Below are 18403 nucleotides of genomic sequence, written 5' to 3' on the forward strand. Positions count from 1 at the left end.
ACCATCTTCAGGTCGATGCCCAGCTCGGCGGCCTTGGCCTTGGCGCCCTCGGCCTCACCGATGAAGTACTCCTGGTCGCCCTGCTTCTGCAGGTAGGTGAGCGAGATCCTGCCCTTCACGGGTGCCGCGGGCACGGCGTCCGACTTCACCGACTCCTGCCCGGTGGAACAGGCGGCGGTGAGGCCGAGAGTGAGCAGTAGGCCCGCTGTGGCGGCGGCACGGCTGGTGGGACGGAACATGGGGGGCTCCTTCGGTACCGTACTCGCCTCCGGTGCCGGAACCTGGAGTGGTGGGGCGCGGTGCGCGGGGCCGCGATGCGGCGGGCCGCGCTGGAGGTGCGAACGACGATCGGTCGGGGTGGCACGCGAGCCGAGCCGGCTTGAATCAACGCAACCAATCAGAACAGAACAGGTTCGGACGCGATGTTGGCTATGACACCTCTCTCCCGGAAGCCACGTCAAGGGTGTCCTCGGGCTGAGACCACCTTGTGACGCACGGCGCGGCATCGGTGCGGAGGCCGTTACCGACCGTCACCTTGGTGCGTGGACGGGCCGTGCTTCCTGGGAGCGCCTCCGCGCCTCCGCGCCTCGTCCCGGCGGCCGGGCCGGGCACGTCGGTGCGAATCCCCGTCGCTGGGCCGGCCGGACGGTTGGTGGAACCTGGCTCAGGAGACGAGATCCAGGACGAGCTTGCCGCGGGTGCGGCCGGCCTCGCCCCGGGCGTGGGCCTGCGCGACGTGCTCCAGATCGAAGACGTCCTCGACCTGGACCTGAAGTGCACCGGCGTCGACGAGCTGCGCAAGCTCGGAGAGCGCCGCACCGTCGGGCTCGACCAGGAAGGCGGTGGCCCGCCGGTCGAGCCCCGAGGCGGCTGCCCGGAGCGCGGGGGAGACCCCGGAGGGGACGGCGATGAGCAGGCCGCCGGGGCGCAACGATTCCAGGGACCGGGTGCTGGTCCGGTCGTGATCGTCGCCGACCAGGTCGAGGACCACGTCGGCGTCGCGGACGACGCGCTCGAAACGGGTGGAGGTGTAGTCGACGAGCTCGTCCGCTCCGAGCCCGGCGAGCCAGCTGTGCCGGCGGCTGCTGGCGGTGCCGGTCACGTGCGCTCCCAGGTGTTTGGCGATCTGCACGGCGAAGTGGCCGACCCCGCCGGCGGCGGCGTGGACCAGGATGCGCTGGCCGGGCCAGAGACCGGCCGTGTCGACCAGGGCCTGCCAGGCGGTGAGGGCTGCTAGCGGGACGGCCGCGGCCTCGACGTGGCTGAGACTCCTGGGCTTGCGGGCGAACTGGCGCGCAGGCGCGGTGACGAACTCGGCGTAGCCCCCGGCCGCCCGCGGGAACCACGGCATCCCGTACACCTCGTCGCCGGGCCGGAGCGTGTTCACTCCGAAGCCGACCTCCTCGACGACCCCGGAGACGTCCCAGCCGAGGACGAACGGGGGCTCGCCCAGCACGCCCGCCATCCCGCCTCCCGCGCGGGTCTTCCAGTCCACCGGGTTGATCCCCGCGGCGTGGACCCGGACGAGTACCTCCGTCGGCAGGGGTACGGGCCGGGAAAGCTGCGCGACCCTCAGCACCTCAGGGCTGCCGAACCGGTCCTGGACAACCGCGCGCATCGTGTTGACGGGCATGGTGAACTCCTCGGGAAGAGGTGGGCGGGAGGCTTCCGCGGCCTCCTGCGTCGATGTCTGGACGCTACCCCTGTGCATGTAGTTACTGGCAAGGCGTATTACTTCCCCCTGGGAAGTAAGCGGGCGCATGTTCTCCGGCGTGCGGGCTCCCGCTCGGGCCGGGGAGGGCGCGCGCACCGGGTCCGCACGGGCTCGTCCGCCGATCGCAATAAGGCATCAGTGTGACCACCGTGTTGCGTTTCTGTTGACACGGGACTTCCTGCGGGTCAAGCTAGCCCCCGATCTGTTGGTTTCCGTGCAATAGTGACGCTTTATGTTCGGTTTGGGAGTAAAGTCTTCCGGCTGAGCCTTGGCGCGTGAGTGCGCGGATGGCATCAAGGAACCTGCATGAGAAGAGTGGGATCCGTTCTCGCGGCCCTTCTGGGCCTGCTTCTGTCCGTCGCGGCCTGGGCGCCGACGGCGCAGGCCGGGCCGGTCACCACCACCCCCGGTACCCAGTTCCCGGATGCCGGGGGAGCGGGCGTGCAGGCGCACGGCGGTGGCGTGATCAAAGTCGGTGAGTACTACTACTGGTTCGGCGAGGACCGCGGGGAGGACAACAAGTTCCGCTACGTTTCGGCGTACCGCTCCAGGGATCTGAAGATCTGGGAGCCCCGGGGGCACGTGCTCACCCAGGAATCCGACCCGGAGCTGCGGACCGCGCTGATCGAGCGCCCCAAGGTCATCTACAACGACAAGACCGGCCAGTTCGTGATGTGGATGCACAAGGAGAGCGACGACTCCTACGCCGAGGCCCGCGCGGCGGTTGCGGTCTCCTCCACGGTTGACGGCCCGTACGAGTGGAAGGGCTCGTTCCGTCCGAAGGACGCCTCGGGCGCCGAGTACATGTCGCGTGACATCACCGTGTTCGAGGACAAGGCCGCCGGCAAGGCCTACATGATCTCTTCCGCGAACAACAACGCCGACCTGAACATCTACGAGCTCACCGCCGACTACACCCAGGTCAAGGACCTCGTGGCGAACCCCTGGCCGGGGGCCCACCGGGAGTCCCCCGCGCTGTTCAAGCGCGGGAACGTGTACTTCATGCTCACGTCCGGGACCAGCTACTGGGACCCCAACCAGCAGAGGTACGCAACCGCCCCGAGCCCCACCGGGCCGTGGACGCCGATGAGGGACGTGGGGAACAACAACGGCCACCAGTCCCAGACGGCGTTCGTCCTGCCGGTGGAGGGCAGTGAGACCACCTCCTACCTCTACATCGGCGACCGCTGGGCGGGCGTGTGGTCCGACCCGAAGCGGGTCAACGACTCCACCTACGTGTGGCTTCCGCTGGAGTTCCCCGACGCCACGACGATGACCCTCCCGTGGTACACCGAGGTCTCGATCGACACGGCCACCGGTCGGATCCGCGGCACCGGCGGGGACACCCTCAACACCATCGCCGCCAAGGGCAGTGGCCTGTGCGCGACGGTGCCCGGCAGTCTCTCCGACAACGGAGTGCCGGTCGTCCAGGGCCCCTGCGGCAGCGGGCTGAACAGCCAGTGGCGGTTCACCGACAACAGCAACGGCTACGTGCGTGTGCTCGCGCAGCACAGCGGCAAGTGCCTCGACGTCTCGGACAACTCGCTCGCGGCCGGGGCCGAGGTCAAGCAGTACGACTGCGGCTCGGGGGACAACCAGCGCTGGCGTTTCGAGAGCCTCGGCGACGGCTACGTCCGCATCGTCGCGAAGCACAGCAGCAAGTGTCTCGACAGCCAGGAGGGATCCACACCGGCCGGCGCCCACCTCGTCCAGGCGGACTGCGGCAGCGGTGCGGGCCAGGCGTGGAAGGTCACCACGGTCGACGCGCCGACCGACCCGACCCACCCGACCGACCCGACCGACCCGCCCGGGGGCGGCACCCCGGCCAAGGCGGATCAGAGGATCGGCACCTCGGTCGACGCGGGCTCGCTCACGATGACCGCCGCGACCGACGCCGTCCGACTCCCCTCGGTCGCCTTCGGTACAGGGGGAGCATCGACCGGAGCGCTCAACACGGTGACGGTGAAGGACTTCCGCGGTGGGACCGCGGGTTGGTCCCTCACCGCGAAGGTCACCGACTTGACCGGGCCGCGTGGAAGAATCGACGCCGACCGGCTGGGCTGGACCCCGACCTGCGCCTCCACGCCCGAGAGCCCGAGCACCTGCCAGGCGGGAAGCCCCGGAGCCATCGGCAAGGACGGTGCGACCCTGGCCTCGGTCCCCGGCAGTGCCCTGACCGGCGGAGAGTTCACCGTCGGCGCCACGTTGTCCCTGGACGTTCCGAAGTTCACCCCCGTCGGTGACTACTCCGGAACGCTGACCCTCACCCTCCTCTGACGGCTCCCCGCGTGCCGGATGTCCGGCGTCCGGCACGCGGGGCTCAGGAAGGCCGACGAGCCATGCGCAGAGCGTCCGTTGTCACCCTCCTCCTCGTCGTCATGACGAGTCTCTTCCCCTTCCAGGCCCGAGCCGCCGACAACGGCGAGTGGTCGGTCAGGCCTGCCGACTCCGCGATCACACCGCGCGCGGCCTTCCAGCTTTCGGCGCGTCCCGGTGCGACGTTCTCCGATCGCGCTGTCGTCACCAACACCACGGGTGGGCCGCTGACCTTCCTCCTCTACGTCGCCGACACCTACAACACGGTTCGTGACGGCGGCCTGGCGGTGCGCGGTCGCGAGGAGACCCAGCACGACGTCGGTGCGTGGGGGCGGCCGGAGAAGGAGACCGTCACCGTCCCGGGAAACTCGTCGGTGACGGTCGGCTTCACCCTGACCGTTCCCGTGGATGCGGCACCCGGCGACCACATCGGTGCCCTCGTGGCGGTCGACGACCGCGTGCGGCCGGGAACCGGCTCCTTCGTCGGTGTCCAGCGTGGCGTCGGGGCCCGGATCTACCTGCGCGTCGACGGACCGCAACGGCCGGCACTCGCCGTCGAGGACGTACGCTTCACCCCCCACAACCCGCGCGTTCCGGGGATCGGCGCCAGCAGCACCACCGTGTCCTACAGCCTGCACAACACCGGGAACGTGAAGCTCGACCCCCGGGCCTCGATACGGGTCGGGGGAGTGTTCGCGGGAGGGCCCACGGAACGCCAGATGGCGAACGTGCCGGCCGAGTTGCTGCCCGGGGAGCGAGTACAGGTGACGGAGACCTGGTCGGGGGCGCCGTCGGGCTGGGGCTACGTCAACGTCACGGCGACCGCGAACGGCGTCTCGGCCACCGGATCCGACAGCTTCCTCGAAGCGCCCTGGGCCGTCGCGGCACTTGTCGCCACGGCCGCCGTCGGGCTCACCGTCCTGCGGCTCACGCGCCGCAGGCGCGCGGCCGCCCGCGGACGGTCCACCGCCGGCGCAGAGCAGGCACAGCCCAACTGAGCGCGCTTCGGCGGCCGGCCGACCGGGCCACAGCCGTTGCCGCCCGGGGGCGGGTACGGCCGGGCACCGTCGGCGGGTCACGTTCGTCCGGCGGGGGAGAGCCCGCCGGGTCGGTCAGTTGCCGACGGTGAGCGCGGTGTCGTCGATCAGGAACGTCGTCCTGGACGAGAGGTCCTCCCTGCCCACGAAACCCACGCTGACGTAGCGTCCGGCGTATGCGGACAGGTCGACGCTCCGCTGAACGTATCCGGTGGTCGCGTCCAGGTTGGAGTAGGTCGCCAGGACGGTGTCACCGACCTGGACGGTCAGTGTGTCGTACGGGACGGTCGTGGTCTCCTCGCTGGTTGTGACGTGCACCCAGAAGGTGAGGGTGGCTCGGCAGCCGTAGGGGATGCGGACGGACTGGGACAGCGTGTCGGTGTGGCGCTCGCCCCAGCCGTTGAGGAAAGCCTTCCACGAGCCGGTGCGCGGCAGGGTGTAGGGGTTGGTGGAGTCGATGGTCCTGCCGCCCGAACCGGACCAGACGACGGGGCCCGACTCGAAGCCCGGGTTGGCGAGCAGCTGAGCCGTGTCGCACTGGCCGAAGGCGTACGTGGTCCAGGAGAACGACAGGGTGTCGTAGGCCCCTGTCGGGTCCGTGGCCGTGAGGGTGACGCTGCTCGTCCCCCGGACGGTGGGGATGCCGGAGATGAGCCCGGTCGAGGCATCGATCGTCAGGCCGGCCGGCAGACCGACGGCGGTGTAGGTGAGCGCGCCGGGGTTGCTGCTGGTGGCCTCGGACCGAAGGCTCACCACCGTTCCGGTCTCGGTGACCTGGTCGCCGGGGCTGACCAGGGTCACGCCCGTGGCCGTCCGGGGGCCGACGTTGACGGCGGCCCAGGCGTTGGCGGCGTTCCGGTAGGTGGGGCTCTCTGCGCCGTACAGGTCGGCGGCGGCCTGGAGGGTGGCGGTGCGGGCTCCCGCGTACCTGGTGGTGGAGGTCATGTAGGTGCTGAGCGCCCGGTACCAGATACGGGCGGCGGCGTCCCGTCCGATCGGGTTCACCGGCCGGCCGTCGGCGGTCGGCGAGTCGTACGTGACACCGTTGACGAGCTTGGTGCCGCTGCCCTCGGAGGCGAGGTAGAACCAGTGGTTGGCCGGACCGGAGGACCAGTGGACGTCGGTGGAGCCGATGCCGGGGTACCAGGCGTCCTTGGACTCGCCGTCCCTGGACGGCTGGTCCAGGTAGCGCAGCGGCGTGCCGTCGCCGTTGATGTTGATCTTCTCGCCGATCAGGTAGTCGCCGGGATCGGAGGCGTTGCCGGCCCAGAACTCCACGGCGGTGGCCATGATGTCGGAGGTGGCCTCGTTCAGGGCGCCGGACTCGTTGCTGTAGAGCAGACCGGCCGTCTGGGAGGTGATCCCGTGCGTCATCTCGTGGGCGGCCACGTCGATGGAGGTGAGCGGGTTGGCGTCGTGCCGCCCGTCGCCGTACGTCATGCAGAAGCAGACGTCCCACCAGTACGCGTTGGCGTAGTCGGTGCTGTAGTGCACGTGACTGGTGGCCGCGACGCCGTCGTTCCGTATGCCGGTGCGGCCCTGGACGTCCTTGTAGTAGTCCCAGGTCAGCTGCGCGCCGTAGGCGGCGTCGACGCCGGCGGTCTGGGATTGGTCGGGCCGGCCGTTGCCCCAGACGTCGTCGTCGTCGGTGAACAGTGTCCCCGTGGCGCGGTCGTCGCCGGTGTGCTCCAGGTCGTAGGTCCGGTGTCCGCCGCGGGTGTCATCGGTCATGGTGTGGGTGCCGCCGGCCGCCGTGGTGCCGATGGTGACGTGGCCCGAGTACTGGCTCTGGCCGGTGCCGCTCTTGACGGCCTGGTAGTCGAACAGGTGGGCGCCGGTCCCGGCGTCGGTGACGACGTGCAGTTCGGACGGCGTCCGGTCGTGCTGCACGCCGCCGACCACGCTCTCCCAGGCCAGCACGGGCTCGCCGGAAGCGGCCCACACCACCTTGCGGACCGACTCGACCTTGGCGTCCTGCCCGCCCGCCGCCCGTGCGCTCTCCAGGGCGCGGCCGTTGGCGGTCTCGGCGGTGATGCCCACGGTGCCGGGAGCGACGGCGAGCCTCGCGTCGGTGGCCTTGTCCACGCTCATGATGCGCCCGTTCGCGGCCGCGTGGACGACCAGGTCGCCGCCGAGCACGGGCAGACCGCCGAAGGTGCGGTCGTAGCGGGTGTGCACTGTGCCGTCCGCGTCCGCGGTGACGGACTTCGGCAGCAGCTCCTCCTCGGGGCCGAGGTTCAGCGCGTGGGCAGTGGCGCGGCGGTGCGTCCGGGCGTCGGCGAGCAGCGTGGCCCGCGCACTCGGGTCGCTTGCCGCGGGCAGGGCGCCGGCTCGGGGAGTGGCGCTGCCGGTGGAAGCCCGAGCGGTTGCTCCGTACCGGTTTGCGGTCACGGTGATGGCGTCCGTGTCGGCAGCGGCAGCGGCAGCGGCTGTGCCGGTGGCCGGCAGGACGGCGGCGATCGTGGCGACCAGCGCGCCCGCGCCGACGGCCCTGCGGAAGGAAGGTTTCAACGGAGCTCCTCAAGAGGCGGCCGGCGGCTGACCCGGTCGGCGCGGTTCGGACGCGGGAGAGTGGCGCCCGGGTGGGCGGTGAGAGCGGTGCAAGCCAGGCAACTGCCGTTGTTTCGACGAGAGTCGATGGCAGTGGAAGGTTGCAGAATCCTGTCATGTTTGCGTGGACATCGTCACCACCGCCTGCCTGATGAGGCCGAAAGCAGCCTCTGCGAGGCGGCGTCCCGGCGCCGCCGGCCTCCCCGGACGCGGGCTCGTCGTGCCGGTGCCGACAGGCCGAGGGCACTGGTCAGGGCCCGCACGATGACGCGGCCGACCGGCACGGTTCGGGGAGGTGGTTCGGCGAGGCGCCCGGCAGGTGGGGCGCCGACGCAGGGCGGCGATGGCCGGAATGCGCCCAGCCGGTGGTCGTACCGGGCGGGTCGGGGCGTCCGCGAGGCCACCGTGCCACCGCGAGTGCGCGAACCCGGCGTCGGAGAGGCGCCGCCCGGCCCACGCGGACGCGCGGACCGGGCGGCGAGGAGGGCTTCAGCCCGCGGGGCGATGCCAGGACCGTCGATGGCAGGCACCACCTCGACCGGGACGGGCGGTTCCGCTACATCGACGGACAGGCCGGGAACCCACGAGCCGGGCCTCTCCCGACCGCCCCATGGTCCTCGGCCGGCTCGTCGGCGCGGAGGTCCGTACCTGCCGGGAGACCATCGCCGCCGGCATCACCCCGCACTGTGCCCCCACGCGCGCGGGACGAACGCTCCCCGCCGCCTCCACGAGCTGCCCCTTGTCCATGACGACGACCCCAGAACCGAATTCGAGAGGTCTGCGCCGTCGCAGCCCCGACACAGGGGGCCGCCAGGCGTTCCGCCCTGCGGTGCGCGCCGCACCACACACGACTTCCGCGTCGCGTTCCCGGCGCCCGCCTCTGTCGTTGCCGTGCCCCTCGACCGGGCAACTCACAGGCCGCACGCGAGTCCCGACCGTGGCCCAGCTCTGCCCGGGGCGTCCCCACGAGCACCTGATCCCGGCCGCCAAGCCGGCGGTCCGCCTCTGACCCGCCCCTGACGCGCCGCGCGGTCCTCAGCCGCCAAGGGCTGCCATCACCTCGCGCAGCTGCGCGAGCGGCTCCGGGCCGCAGATCCGCACTACGACCGTCTGTGCGCCGGCGTCCCCGAGCGCGTGGAGCGCTGCCGTGGCCTCGGCCACCGTGCCCCCGGCGGCGAACGTCGCGGACTCGTCGCGCCCCAGCCACTTCGCGTGTCCGGCGATGGCGTCCCGCAGGGCCGAGGCCGCGGCGTCTCCCACACCCAGGAAGGTGAGGGCGGTGATCGCGTGGTCCGCGCCCGCGCCGCCGCGCTCCGCGGCGGCGCGGACAGCGCGCAGGTCCTCCGGGCTGTGGCCCTCGGCCACGAGCGTGCCCTGCGCGGCGCGGCCAGCCAGCTCCAGGGACTTGGGCGAGACGACGCCCGCAAGGACCGGCGGCACTGCATCCTGTGCGGGCGGGTGGATCAACTCCACGCCTTCGAGTCGCAGTTCACGCCCATCCACGGTGACGCGCTCGCCGCGCAGCAGGCCGCGTACCGCGGTCAGGGTCTCCTCCAGCAGTGCCAGCGGCGACCGCGGGGCCACACCGGCCTGCCGCATCCACTCCCGCACACCGTGGCCGATCCCGGTCACCAGTCGGCCGGGGAAGACCCTCGCCAGGGTAGCCACCTCCATCGCCAGCAGCACGGGGCTGCGCAAGGGTGCGGGCGCGATTCCGATACCGACCCGCAGCCGCTCGGTCGTGGCCAGCGCCACCGCCGCCGCCGAGATCCCACCGTTCCACCCCAGGTCCTCGACGACCCACAGATCGTCCATCCCCAGCATCTCGACCTCCCGCGCGAAGGAGGGCAGTTCGGCCGGGTCCCAGGAGCGGTCAAACATCACACCGATTCGAAATGGCGTCATAGGCGGCCAAGTTACCTCCACGCATCGCCGACCGCACCGCCTCGGCCCCTGGTTCGATCACGTACAGGCCCCGCCGCGTCCAGGTCCCACTTCTCCTCGCACACCCCGGCTCCACGGCCCGAGCCGGAGCGCGTCCAGGCCCCGGCAGCGGACGGTACGCCCCTCGGGCGAGGGAGGGGCGTACCGGCGGGTGGGACGTGCCGGCGGAGCGGGTCCGGTCCGGTCCGGTCCGGTCCGGCCCGGCCCTCGGACGGTCAGACCGTGACGGTCTGGCGCCTGAACTGCTGGTTGAACCCGGTGTGACAGGTCCACTGGGCGAGGGCGGCGCCGTTGTCGGTCGCCCGGTTCATGATGTCCAGGCACTTGCCGCTGTGCCGGGCGATCAGGCGCACGTTGCCGGAGCCGTCGCCGACCTCCTGGACCTGCCACTGCTGGGACCTGCCCTCGTTGCAGGTGTACTGGGCGACGCGGGCCCCCTCGGCGATCGACGAGCCGTCGACGTCCAGGCACTTGCCACTGTGCCGGGCCATGATCTGCACGTAGCCGGTGCCCAGGCTCCTGAACGAGAAGTTCTGGTTGGCGCCGTTGCCGCAGGACCACTGGAGGAGCTGGGCGGACTCGGCGAAGGAGTAGTCGCCCACATCCACGCACTTGCCGCTCTGTCGACCGACCAGCGTCTGCCAGGTGGCCTGGAGCGGGGTGACCGTGCCGGCGGCCGTGTCCACCGTGACCTGCGGCGAGTAGCCCATGGTCAGGGTCGTGGGCGTGGGGAAGGTGAGCGGGAGCCACACGTACTGCGAGTCGTTGACGGTGCCGCCCATGGAGTTGCCCCAGCGGTCACCCATGTAGAGGTAGGCGGTGCCCGTGCCGCCCTGGACCGGCAGTACGTAGGCGGTCTGGCTGGCGTAGGTGATCCCGTCGCCCACGTCCCGCAGACCGCTCCACGAGCCGGTGATGCTGGTGGCCGTACCGTACTTCTGCTGATTGGGGGCCCAGCTGGTCGCGGCCGAGGTCATCAGGAAGTACACGCCGTCCCGCTTGAACATCGCCGGGGCCTCGCGGGACTGGCCGTTCCACAGGCTCTGCACCTGCGCGTCGATGCTGGTGTAGTCGGCGCTGAGCCGGTAGACGTGCAGGTCCCGGTTCTCGTTGGCGGCGGAGATCATGTACCCGGTGCCGTCGTCGTCGACGAAGGTGGTGATGTCCCGGGACATCGACTCCAGCGGGCGGAAGCTGCCCCGCCAGGAGTAGTCCCCGTCGACCGTGCTGGAGACCGCCACGGCCGCCCGCGCCTGGCTGTAGTCGGTGGCGCTGCCCTCCTTGTGCATCCACATGACGAACTGGCCGGTGGAGGCGTTGTACATGACCTTGGGGCGTTCGATGTTCGCGCCGGAGAGCTCCGGGGCGGTCGCCTGGGTCAGCACGTTCCTGCGGAACTCCCACGTCTTCAGGTCCGTCGAGCGGTACGCGGAGACGTAGCGGAACGAGTTGTCGGCGTTGCGGTTCTCACCGAACCAGTAGTAGTACTGTCCGACCTTGATCACACCGCCGCCGTGGGCGTGCAGCGGGTTGCCCGCGGTGTCCGTGAACTGGGTTCCGTTGGTGACCGTGGCGGGCACCGCCTCGGCCCGTCCGACGCCCTGGAGCAGGGAGACGCACAGGGCCAGGACGGCTCCGCCGGCGGCCGTTCGCAAACGCAGCATCTCGACTCGTACCCTTCGTTTGCCGATGCGCCCCGGCCGCCCGCAGGTGCGGCGGCGGCGTCGTCGTCGGTGGCGGCGGCCGAGGGGGCCGGCCGCACTCCGGTTCGCCGCGCCGGCCTGCCCGGTGTCGGGGGTGGACTGGGGGAAGCGGTCGCCGGGCGCATCATGGGTGGGGGTGTCCGATGGTCGGCGCCAGCACGTCCGTTGCTGATGTTTGCGCTAACAATCGAGACGCTGTAGAGTTTTGAAGGGTCGTTCGATGATGTCAAGGGTTCTGTCCGATCCATCGGCGAACCAGCCCTTTCGGGTGCGGAGTCCCCACCCCGGGTTCACGTCCAACCGCGTTCCGCCACAGTTCCGTCACGCACTTCACCGATTCCCCGCAGTGTGGCCCGGATCGCTGGCCCGCACGTGTTGATCCGTGTTGACCCGTGTTGATTTACGTTCTGGCGGGCAGCTGGCAGGATGTGCGGCATGAACTACCTTGCCGCGGAAGCCCGTTACGCCTCGATGACCTACCGCCGCGCCGGGCGCAGCGGCGTGCGGTTGCCCGCCGTCTCCCTGGGGCTGTGGCACAACTTCGGCGACACCCAGCCGCTGGAGGTGCAGCGCGCGGTGCTGCGCCGGGCCCTCGACCGGGGTGTCACCCACTTCGATCTGGCGAACAACTACGGTCCTCCGTACGGGAGTGCGGAGCGCAACTTCGGCCACCTGTTCGCGCAGGACTTCCGCCCGTACCGGGACGAGCTGTTCATCGCCTCCAAGGCGGGCTACGACATGTGGCCGGGCCCGTACGGGAACGGTGGCAGCCGCAAGTACCTGCTGGCCAGCCTCGACCAGTCGCTGCACCGGATGGGCCTGGAGTACGTGGACGTGTTCTACTCGCACCGCTACGACCCGGGCACCCCGTTGGAGGAGACGATGGGGGCGCTGGACCGGGCGGTGCGCTCCGGGAAGGCGCTGTACGCGGGTATCTCCAACTACCCGGCGGCCGAGCACCGGGAGGCGGTGGCGATCCTGCGGGAGCTGGGCACGCCGTTGCTGCTGAACCAGGCCCGCTACTCCATCCTCGACCGCGGCCCGGAGAAGGGACTGCTGGAGGCGGTCGGCGACACCGGGACCAGCCTGATCGCCTTCTCGCCGCTCGCTCAGGGCCTGCTGACGGACCGCTACCTGTCGGGCGGCGTGCCGTCCGGTTCGCGTATGTCCGTCGGGCACTTCCTCAAGGAGGAGGCCCTGACCGGCGCCAGGCTGGACCAGCTGCGCGGGCTGGCCAAGGTGGCTGCGGGGCGCGGTCAGAGCCTGGCGCAGCTGGCGCTCTCCTGGGTGCTGCGCGACCCCCGGGTGGTGTCGGTGATCATCGGGGCCAGCAGTGTGGCCCAGCTGGACCAGAACCTCGACGCGCTGAACGGCGGGCCGCTGTCGGATGAGGAACTGGCCGAGATCGACCGGCTCAGCCGCTGACGCGGTCCGCTGAACTCCCGCCCGATCGGGTTCCGGATGCGCCGGGCCCGGTCCGGCGATCCGGGCTCTGTGAGCGGTACCCCGCTGCAGGCCTGGGCGCTGGTAGGACTCACGGCTGCCCCCGTTCGATGGTGTGTCGCCCGTCGGCAGCGTCCGCGGGAGTGCGCGTCAGATGAACGTGCGGCGCAGGCCCGCTCGGCCGACCTGCTGTCACCAGCACCAGCGTTCCGGGGCGCAGCCGCTGCGTTCGCGCGGTCGCGACGGTGCCGCGGATCTGATCCACGGCGTACAGGCGGCCGTCGACGCGGAGGAAAACGACCGGCCCGCTGCTGGTGGGGCCAGGGCCGAGGGCGATTCGGGCGGCGCTGTGCGCGCCCAGGCCGGACAGCAACCACACCGCGGTGCCATCCCGGTAGGTGGTCCGTGTGCCGGCGCCGGTGCCGGCGGGGGTGAGAAGGAGATCGATGCGGGGCGGGCCGGGGTGGTCGTCGAGCAGCGGAACCGTCATCCTTGCCGCGGGTGTGGTGGGCGGGTCGGTGGGGGCCGTGAGGGTGGAAGTGGGCATAGGGGTTCCTGTGCTGGAAGGGTCGGTGTGTCTGGAAGGCCGGTGTGTGGGGCCGGCGTGGGTCGGCCGCGGTGCGGGTCGGTCCGCGGGCCGGGACATGGGTGGGCAGGGTACGTTCCGGTGCGGACCGCGTCGGCCGGCCGGGGGACGACCCCGGAGCCGGGCCTCATGGCGAGTGCCCCGGTCACGCTGACGCTCCAGCCGACCGCCGCGCACCGCGTTCGGGGCCGCCACCCGCCACCCTGGTGCGTGGCGGCATCGACCTGTCGGCCGTCGACGACGAGGCTGCCTGGGCCGAACACCGCCCCGTTCGGGGTGCTTGCCGCACGGGTTCGTCGGCTTCGGGGCCCTTGACGGCACGACAGGGGACATTGATGGTCGGCTCGCCGCCATCGCCTGCCCCGGTCTGCCTCCCGCCGGATGGCGGCCGGCTGCTGCCCGCCCCGCCGGGCCCGGTCGAACCGGCTGGACGATCCGGTCGAGCCCAGCGGGGGTGATCCTCATCGGTGCCGGGCCGGTTTGCGGCGCCGGAGCAGGAAGATGCCCACGACGAGTGCCGCGGTTCCTCCGGCGAGCCCGATCGCGAGGTCCGTACCGGCGCCGGTCGCGGACAGCTTCGTGGGGGTGGTGGGAGCGGCTCCGCCCGAGCCGGCCGGCGGCTCGACGTAGGCCGTGGCTGTGCCGATCACCGGTTCCGAGGAGGACGGGCTTGCCGGTGTCCCGCCTGCCGAGGGCGCTGCCGACGTGGACGTGGCGGTGCTCGTGCCCGGGGTGACAGGTGCCGGAGCCGATCCCGCCGGTGTTGCCGGGGCCGCCGTGCCCGCAGCGATGGCGATGTCGTCGACGAAGAGCACGACGTCCGGTCCGCCGGTCGGGTGCTTCTCCTTCTCCGGGCGCCACGCGGGACGGTAGATGCCGATTCTGAAGTGCGGTGGCTCACCGCGATGGTAGTTGTTGTCGCCGCGGTGGGAGCCGACCTGGACGCCGTCCCGGACCACGACGATCGAACCGGGTGTGGACGGGGTGGACCAGGTGATGTCGACGACCCAACGGTTCCAGTGTCCGAACTGCACTGCACCGAGCGGGATCAGGGATTGGTACTCCTCGAAGGTGGCCGGGTTCTTCAGCCAGTGGACCTTGAGCCGCCATTCGCCGCCCTGCACCGCGAGCGAGACGACCGGTTTGACTCCCTCGTTGTCGGGCTGCGTGCTGAACCACTGGGCGACGATGGTGTCGTCGGGGACCTGTCTCCAATCGCTCGGCAGGTAGTTGGAGAAACTGAAGCGGTGGCTTCCCGCGCCCAGGCCCTTGATGGCGAGTTCGGAGCGGAACGAATGCCCGTCATCGGGCACGTCGAACCTCGCCGCGGTGCCGGCCCGGGCGGGGGCCGGGGCGGCACCGACGGCACCGTCGCCGTTGATGGCCCTGAACGGCCACTCCATCGCGGAGGCGGACTCGAAGTCGTACGACCGGGAGTCGTCCGCGGCGGCCGGAGAGATGGTCACTCCGATGCCGAGGAGCGCGACGAGAGCGGCGCCGGCCATGCTTCGGGTGGTGCGGCCGAAGGCCGTCGGACTCGGGCGGATGGGCTGGTTCGCCGGGGACGGTCGGCGGTCTCCGAGCGCCGACGGGTCCGACGGTTCTTCGTCCGTGGTTCCTGGCCCCGGCCGGTCGGGTAGCCGGGCCGCGGAAGGACGCCCGGTCGCCGTCCGGAGCCGGGCCGACGCCGGGCGTGCGCAGGAACCAGGGGCCGGCGAGGCCGAAGACTCGGTTCCATGGTGGAGGATCGGACGGGCGGGACGCATGGCGTGCTCCTCAAGGCAATCGGCTGCTCTGAAGAGGAGGGAGAAGCCGGTACCGACGCCCGGCACGTTGCGCAACCGTTATCCGAACGGATGGAGAGCCGTACCGTCGCGGTCCGGGCGATGCACAGGGCGGAGAGCGAGGCCGGCGCAGGGGGAGGGGGCGGTGACAGGGCGGTGCTGGAGACCGATGGGGCCCGCCGGAGGGGCGTACGGTGTCGGTGGGACCGATGCGGGATGTGGTCGGTTCTGCGACGAACAGGCCGGCGGGCGGGCGCTCGGCCGGTGGATCTCGGGGGCGGGTCGAAAGGGAATTGACTGCCAGTCACTGACGGACTGGCCGCCTGGGATAGTGCCCCCTGGCCCGCGGTCGGGGCCCGGGGGCGCCGGCGTCCGATCGGGCCTTTGACCTCGACGGATCGACTGTGGAGGATCTCGTCGACCGGCGCACGCTTGCCCCGCGGGAGGCCTTCGCGCTCCGCCGTACGGGTGACGCAGCGTCAACGCCCTTGTGGGTGTGACACTCAAACGGGTTAATGTATGTATCCGAACCAGTCAGCTTCCCATCTCTCCGGGGAGCGGCAGCGGACCGAAGCGCTGGCATCGCGTCAGCGATCAAGTCCGTACCGCAAGAGGCTTCCTGGCGAAGGAAGCGATCCTCCAACCGGCGCCGTACCTCGGCACGGGCTGGAGCATCGGATTCACGCTGTGTCCATGGGGGCGTCATGCGAATGATGCGCATGCGCCCGGCCCTTCTGCGGGCCACCGTCCTGGACAAGGCTCGGCCGCCCTCCCGACCAACGCGCCCCTGCCCGCGGAGCAGTGGCCGCGAGTCGGCGGCCTAGCCCCCGCGCACTGTAGCGGTCACCTGGACAAGCCCGGTGACCGCCGTCCCCGGCACTTGACCGTACGCACCTTTCGGCGCTTGGAAACCGACGTGGCCACGTCGAGTCCGAACGGGCGCAGCCAGGGGCAGCACCCAGCGCGCCATCCCACCCCAGTTGCACATCCAGGAAGCGGAAAGGGAGCACATCTCATGCCTATCTCTCCGAACCAGGGATCCACCGGCGGCGGAACCGTCGTGACCATCACCGGCACCAACCTCGGCGGCGCGACCGCCGTGAAGTTCGGCACCAAGTCGGCCACCATCACCGCCAACACCGCCACCTCGGTCACGGCCGTCTCCCCCTCGGGCACCGGGACCGTCGGCGTGACCGTGACCACGCCGGGCGGGACCAGCAACCCGCTGTCGTTCTTCTACGTCGGTGCGCCGTTCAAGTCCTCCCTCAGCGCCGCCTCCGGCGTGCTCGCGGGCGGCAACACCATCACCATCAGCGGCACCGGCCTGTCCACCGCCACCGCCGTCAACTTCGGTGCCAACAGCGCGGTCCCGACCGTGACGTCGGACAGTCTGATCAGCGTCACCGTGCCTGCGGGCGCTGCTGCCGGGTCGGTCGGCGTCAGCGTCACCACCGCGGGTGGCACGAACAACGGCCTGTCCTACACGTACGTGGACGTCCCCACGGTCACCACCATCGTCCCCGACTCCGGCCCGACCTCCGGTGGTACGGCGGTGACCGTCACCGGCACCAACCTCACCACCACGCAGTCGGTCACCGTCGGCGGCGCGGTGGCGCCGTTCTCGGTCGTCAACGACACCACGCTGTCCGTCGTCACCCCGCCCGGGGTTGCCGGCGCGGCCAATGTCGTGGTCACCACGACCGGCGGTGCCGTCACCACCGTGGGCGGCTTCACCTACGTGGCCAGCCCCGGCATCTGATCCGCGCGTCGGAGCTCGGCAGGCCACCGGGCTCCGGCCCAGAACTCCGCCGGGGCAGAGGCCACAACCTCCACGCTCTGCCCCGGCGGGCATCGCCAGGTACCCCCCACCGGGCCCCGGCCGGGATTCCCCTGCCAGCGGACCCCCACCTGCAAGGAGATCGGTCGTTGAACAGCCCTCAGGCTCCACGCAGCTCGGCCGCCTTGGTCGCCCCGACGCTTGGCGTCGTCAGCCCCAACCAGGGCACGAGTGCCGGCGGCAACACCGTCACTTTGACCGGCAGCCATTTCACCGGCGCGACGGCTGTGAAGTTCGGCGCGTCCGTCGCGCCTTCGTTCACCGTCAGCGCCGACAGCGTGATCACGGCTGTGTCGCCGGCGGGCAGTGGCACGGTCCAGGTCACCGTCACCACCCCTGGTGGTACCAGCAACGGCGTGGCCTACACCTACACCGGTCCGCCCGCCCCGACGCTTGGCGTCGTCAGCCCCAACCAGGGCACGAGTGCCGGCGGCAACACCGTCACTTTGACGGGCAGCCATTTCACCGGCGCGACGGCTGTGAAGTTCGGCGTCTCCGTCGCGCCTTCGTTCACCGTCAGCGCCGACAGCGTGATCACGGCTGTGTCGCCGGCGGGCAGTGGCACGGTCCAGGTCACCGTCACCACCCCTGGTGGTACCAGCAACGGCGTGGCCTACACCTACACCGGTCCGCCCGCCCCGACGCTTGGCGTCGTCAGCCCCAACCAGGGCACGAGTGCCGGCGGCAACACCGTCACTTTGACGGGCAGCCATTTCACCGGCGCGACGGCTGTGAAGTTCGGCGCGTCCGCCGCGCCTTCGTTCACCGTCAGCGCCGACAGCGTGATCACGGCTGTGTCGCCGGCGGGCAGTGGCACGGTCCAGGTCACCGTCACCACCCCTGGTGGTACCAGCAACGGCGTGGCCTACACCTACACCGGTCCGCCCGCCCCGACGCTTGGCGTCGTCAGCCCCAACCAGGGCACGAGTGCCGGCGGCAACACCGTCACCCTGACCGGAACGAACCTCACCACCACCACCGCTGTGAAGTTCGGCGCCTCCGCCGCGACCTCGTTCACCGTTGCCTCCGACACCCAGATCACGGCCGTGTCGCCGCCGGGCAGTGGCCCCGTCAACATCACCGTCACCACCCCCGGCGGCACCAGCAACGGCGTGGCCTACACCTACCTGCCGGCTCCCACGCTCACCAGCGCGGTGCCGGGTCAGGGGCCCATCTCCGGCGGCAACACCGTCACTCTGACCGGAAGCAACCTCACCACCACCACCGCTGTGAGCTTCGGCGCCTCCGCCGCGACCTCGTTCACCGTTGCCTCCGACACTCAGATCACGGCGACTGCTCCATCCTCGACCGCTGGCCCCGTCAACATCACCGTCACCACCCCCGGCGGCACCAGTACCCCGAACGTCTTCTACTACTACGTCAACGCCCCCGCGCTCACCAGCGCGGTGCCGGGTCAGGGGCCCATCTCCGGCGGCAACACCGTCACTCTGACCGGAAGCAACCTCACCACCACCACCGCTGTGAGCTG

At 71.0% G+C, this 18403-nt stretch carries 11 protein-coding genes and 1 pseudogene; 5 read left to right on the plus strand and 7 right to left on the minus strand.

Annotated features, from left to right (window positions below; genetic code table 11):
- Positions 1–239, minus strand: a pseudogene (locus ACIOFR_RS39385) (sugar ABC transporter substrate-binding protein); the annotation flags it as partial.
- 425 nt (positions 240–664) lie between these two features.
- A complete protein-coding gene (locus ACIOFR_RS39390) occupies positions 665–1633 on the minus strand; it encodes an NADP-dependent oxidoreductase (protein WP_401005220.1) in 969 nt (322 codons plus the stop codon).
- Between the two features lie 387 nt (positions 1634–2020).
- Here ACIOFR_RS39390 and ACIOFR_RS39395 point away from each other — a divergent pair, with 387 nt between their 5' ends.
- Together ACIOFR_RS39395 and ACIOFR_RS39400 are read left to right on the plus strand one after the other, a co-directional pair.
- On the plus strand, positions 2021–3991 hold the full coding sequence (locus tag ACIOFR_RS39395; protein WP_401005222.1) for an RICIN domain-containing protein: 1971 nt from the start codon (positions 2021–2023) through the stop codon (positions 3989–3991).
- A gap of 101 nt (positions 3992–4092) precedes the next feature.
- The gene (locus ACIOFR_RS39400) at positions 4093–5028 is read left to right on the plus strand and encodes a DUF916 domain-containing protein (RefSeq protein WP_401005224.1); all 936 of its coding nucleotides are present in this window, start codon (positions 4093–4095) and stop codon (positions 5026–5028) included.
- 114 nt (positions 5029–5142) lie between these two features.
- On the opposite strand, the gene ACIOFR_RS39405 is transcribed toward ACIOFR_RS39400, so the two are convergent.
- The 3 genes from ACIOFR_RS39405 to ACIOFR_RS39415 form a co-directional block, all read right to left on the minus strand.
- Complete coding sequence (locus ACIOFR_RS39405; RefSeq protein WP_401005226.1) at positions 5143–7578, minus strand: M4 family metallopeptidase; 2436 nt, start codon at positions 7576–7578, stop codon at positions 5143–5145.
- 1074 nt (positions 7579–8652) lie between these two features.
- Entirely contained in the window at positions 8653–9522 is an 870-nt protein-coding gene (locus ACIOFR_RS39410) for an LLM class flavin-dependent oxidoreductase (RefSeq protein ID WP_401005228.1), read from the minus strand.
- Positions 9523–9776: 254 nt separating this feature from the next.
- A complete protein-coding gene (locus ACIOFR_RS39415) occupies positions 9777–11225 on the minus strand; it encodes an RICIN domain-containing protein (RefSeq protein WP_401005230.1) in 1449 nt (482 codons plus the stop codon).
- A gap of 474 nt (positions 11226–11699) precedes the next feature.
- On the opposite strand from ACIOFR_RS39415, the gene ACIOFR_RS39420 reads away from it, so the two are divergent.
- Positions 11700–12689: an aldo/keto reductase gene (locus tag ACIOFR_RS39420; protein WP_401005232.1), complete on the plus strand. Its 990-nt coding sequence runs from the start codon at positions 11700–11702 to the stop codon at positions 12687–12689.
- A 109-nt stretch (positions 12690–12798) separates the two neighbouring features.
- Here ACIOFR_RS39420 and ACIOFR_RS39425 read toward each other — a convergent pair whose 3' ends face one another.
- Positions 12799–13197, minus strand: a complete 399-nt coding sequence (locus ACIOFR_RS39425) for a hypothetical protein (RefSeq protein ID WP_401005234.1) — start codon at positions 13195–13197, stop codon at positions 12799–12801.
- A gap of 557 nt (positions 13198–13754) precedes the next feature.
- On the minus strand, positions 13755–15059 hold the full coding sequence (locus ACIOFR_RS39430; RefSeq protein WP_401005236.1) for a polysaccharide lyase: 1305 nt from the start codon (positions 15057–15059) through the stop codon (positions 13755–13757).
- A gap of 1033 nt (positions 15060–16092) precedes the next feature.
- Here ACIOFR_RS39430 and ACIOFR_RS39435 point away from each other — a divergent pair.
- Positions 16093–16836, plus strand: a complete 744-nt coding sequence (locus tag ACIOFR_RS39435) for an IPT/TIG domain-containing protein (protein WP_401005238.1) — start codon at positions 16093–16095, stop codon at positions 16834–16836.
- Between the two features lie 167 nt (positions 16837–17003).
- Positions 17004–18403 (plus strand): beta strand repeat-containing protein (locus tag ACIOFR_RS39440; RefSeq protein WP_401005240.1); only part of this gene is annotated, 1400 nt, incomplete at its 3' end.

It is taken from the genome of Kitasatospora sp. NPDC088346, assembly GCF_044740765.1.
Lineage (GTDB): Bacteria > Actinomycetota > Actinomycetes > Streptomycetales > Streptomycetaceae > Kitasatospora.

Excerpts from the sequence above, each read along its gene's own strand:
- ACIOFR_RS39390 (WP_401005220.1), bottom strand. The coding sequence starts at position 1,633 with ATGCCCGTCAACACGATGCGCGCGGTTGTCCAGGACCGGTTCGGCAGC.
- ACIOFR_RS39395 (WP_401005222.1), top strand. The coding sequence starts at position 2,021 with ATGAGAAGAGTGGGATCCGTTCTCGCGGCCCTTCTGGGCCTGCTTCTG.
- ACIOFR_RS39400 (WP_401005224.1), top strand. The coding sequence starts at position 4,093 with ATGACGAGTCTCTTCCCCTTCCAGGCCCGAGCCGCCGACAACGGCGAG.
- ACIOFR_RS39410 (WP_401005228.1), bottom strand. The coding sequence starts at position 9,522 with ATGACGCCATTTCGAATCGGTGTGATGTTTGACCGCTCCTGGGACCCG.
- ACIOFR_RS39415 (WP_401005230.1), bottom strand. The coding sequence starts at position 11,225 with ATGCTGCGTTTGCGAACGGCCGCCGGCGGAGCCGTCCTGGCCCTGTGC.
- ACIOFR_RS39420 (WP_401005232.1), top strand. The coding sequence starts at position 11,700 with ATGAACTACCTTGCCGCGGAAGCCCGTTACGCCTCGATGACCTACCGC.
- ACIOFR_RS39425 (WP_401005234.1), bottom strand. The coding sequence starts at position 13,197 with ATGACGGTTCCGCTGCTCGACGACCACCCCGGCCCGCCCCGCATCGAT.
- ACIOFR_RS39430 (WP_401005236.1), bottom strand. The coding sequence starts at position 15,059 with ATGCGTCCCGCCCGTCCGATCCTCCACCATGGAACCGAGTCTTCGGCC.
- ACIOFR_RS39435 (WP_401005238.1), top strand. The coding sequence starts at position 16,093 with ATGCCTATCTCTCCGAACCAGGGATCCACCGGCGGCGGAACCGTCGTG.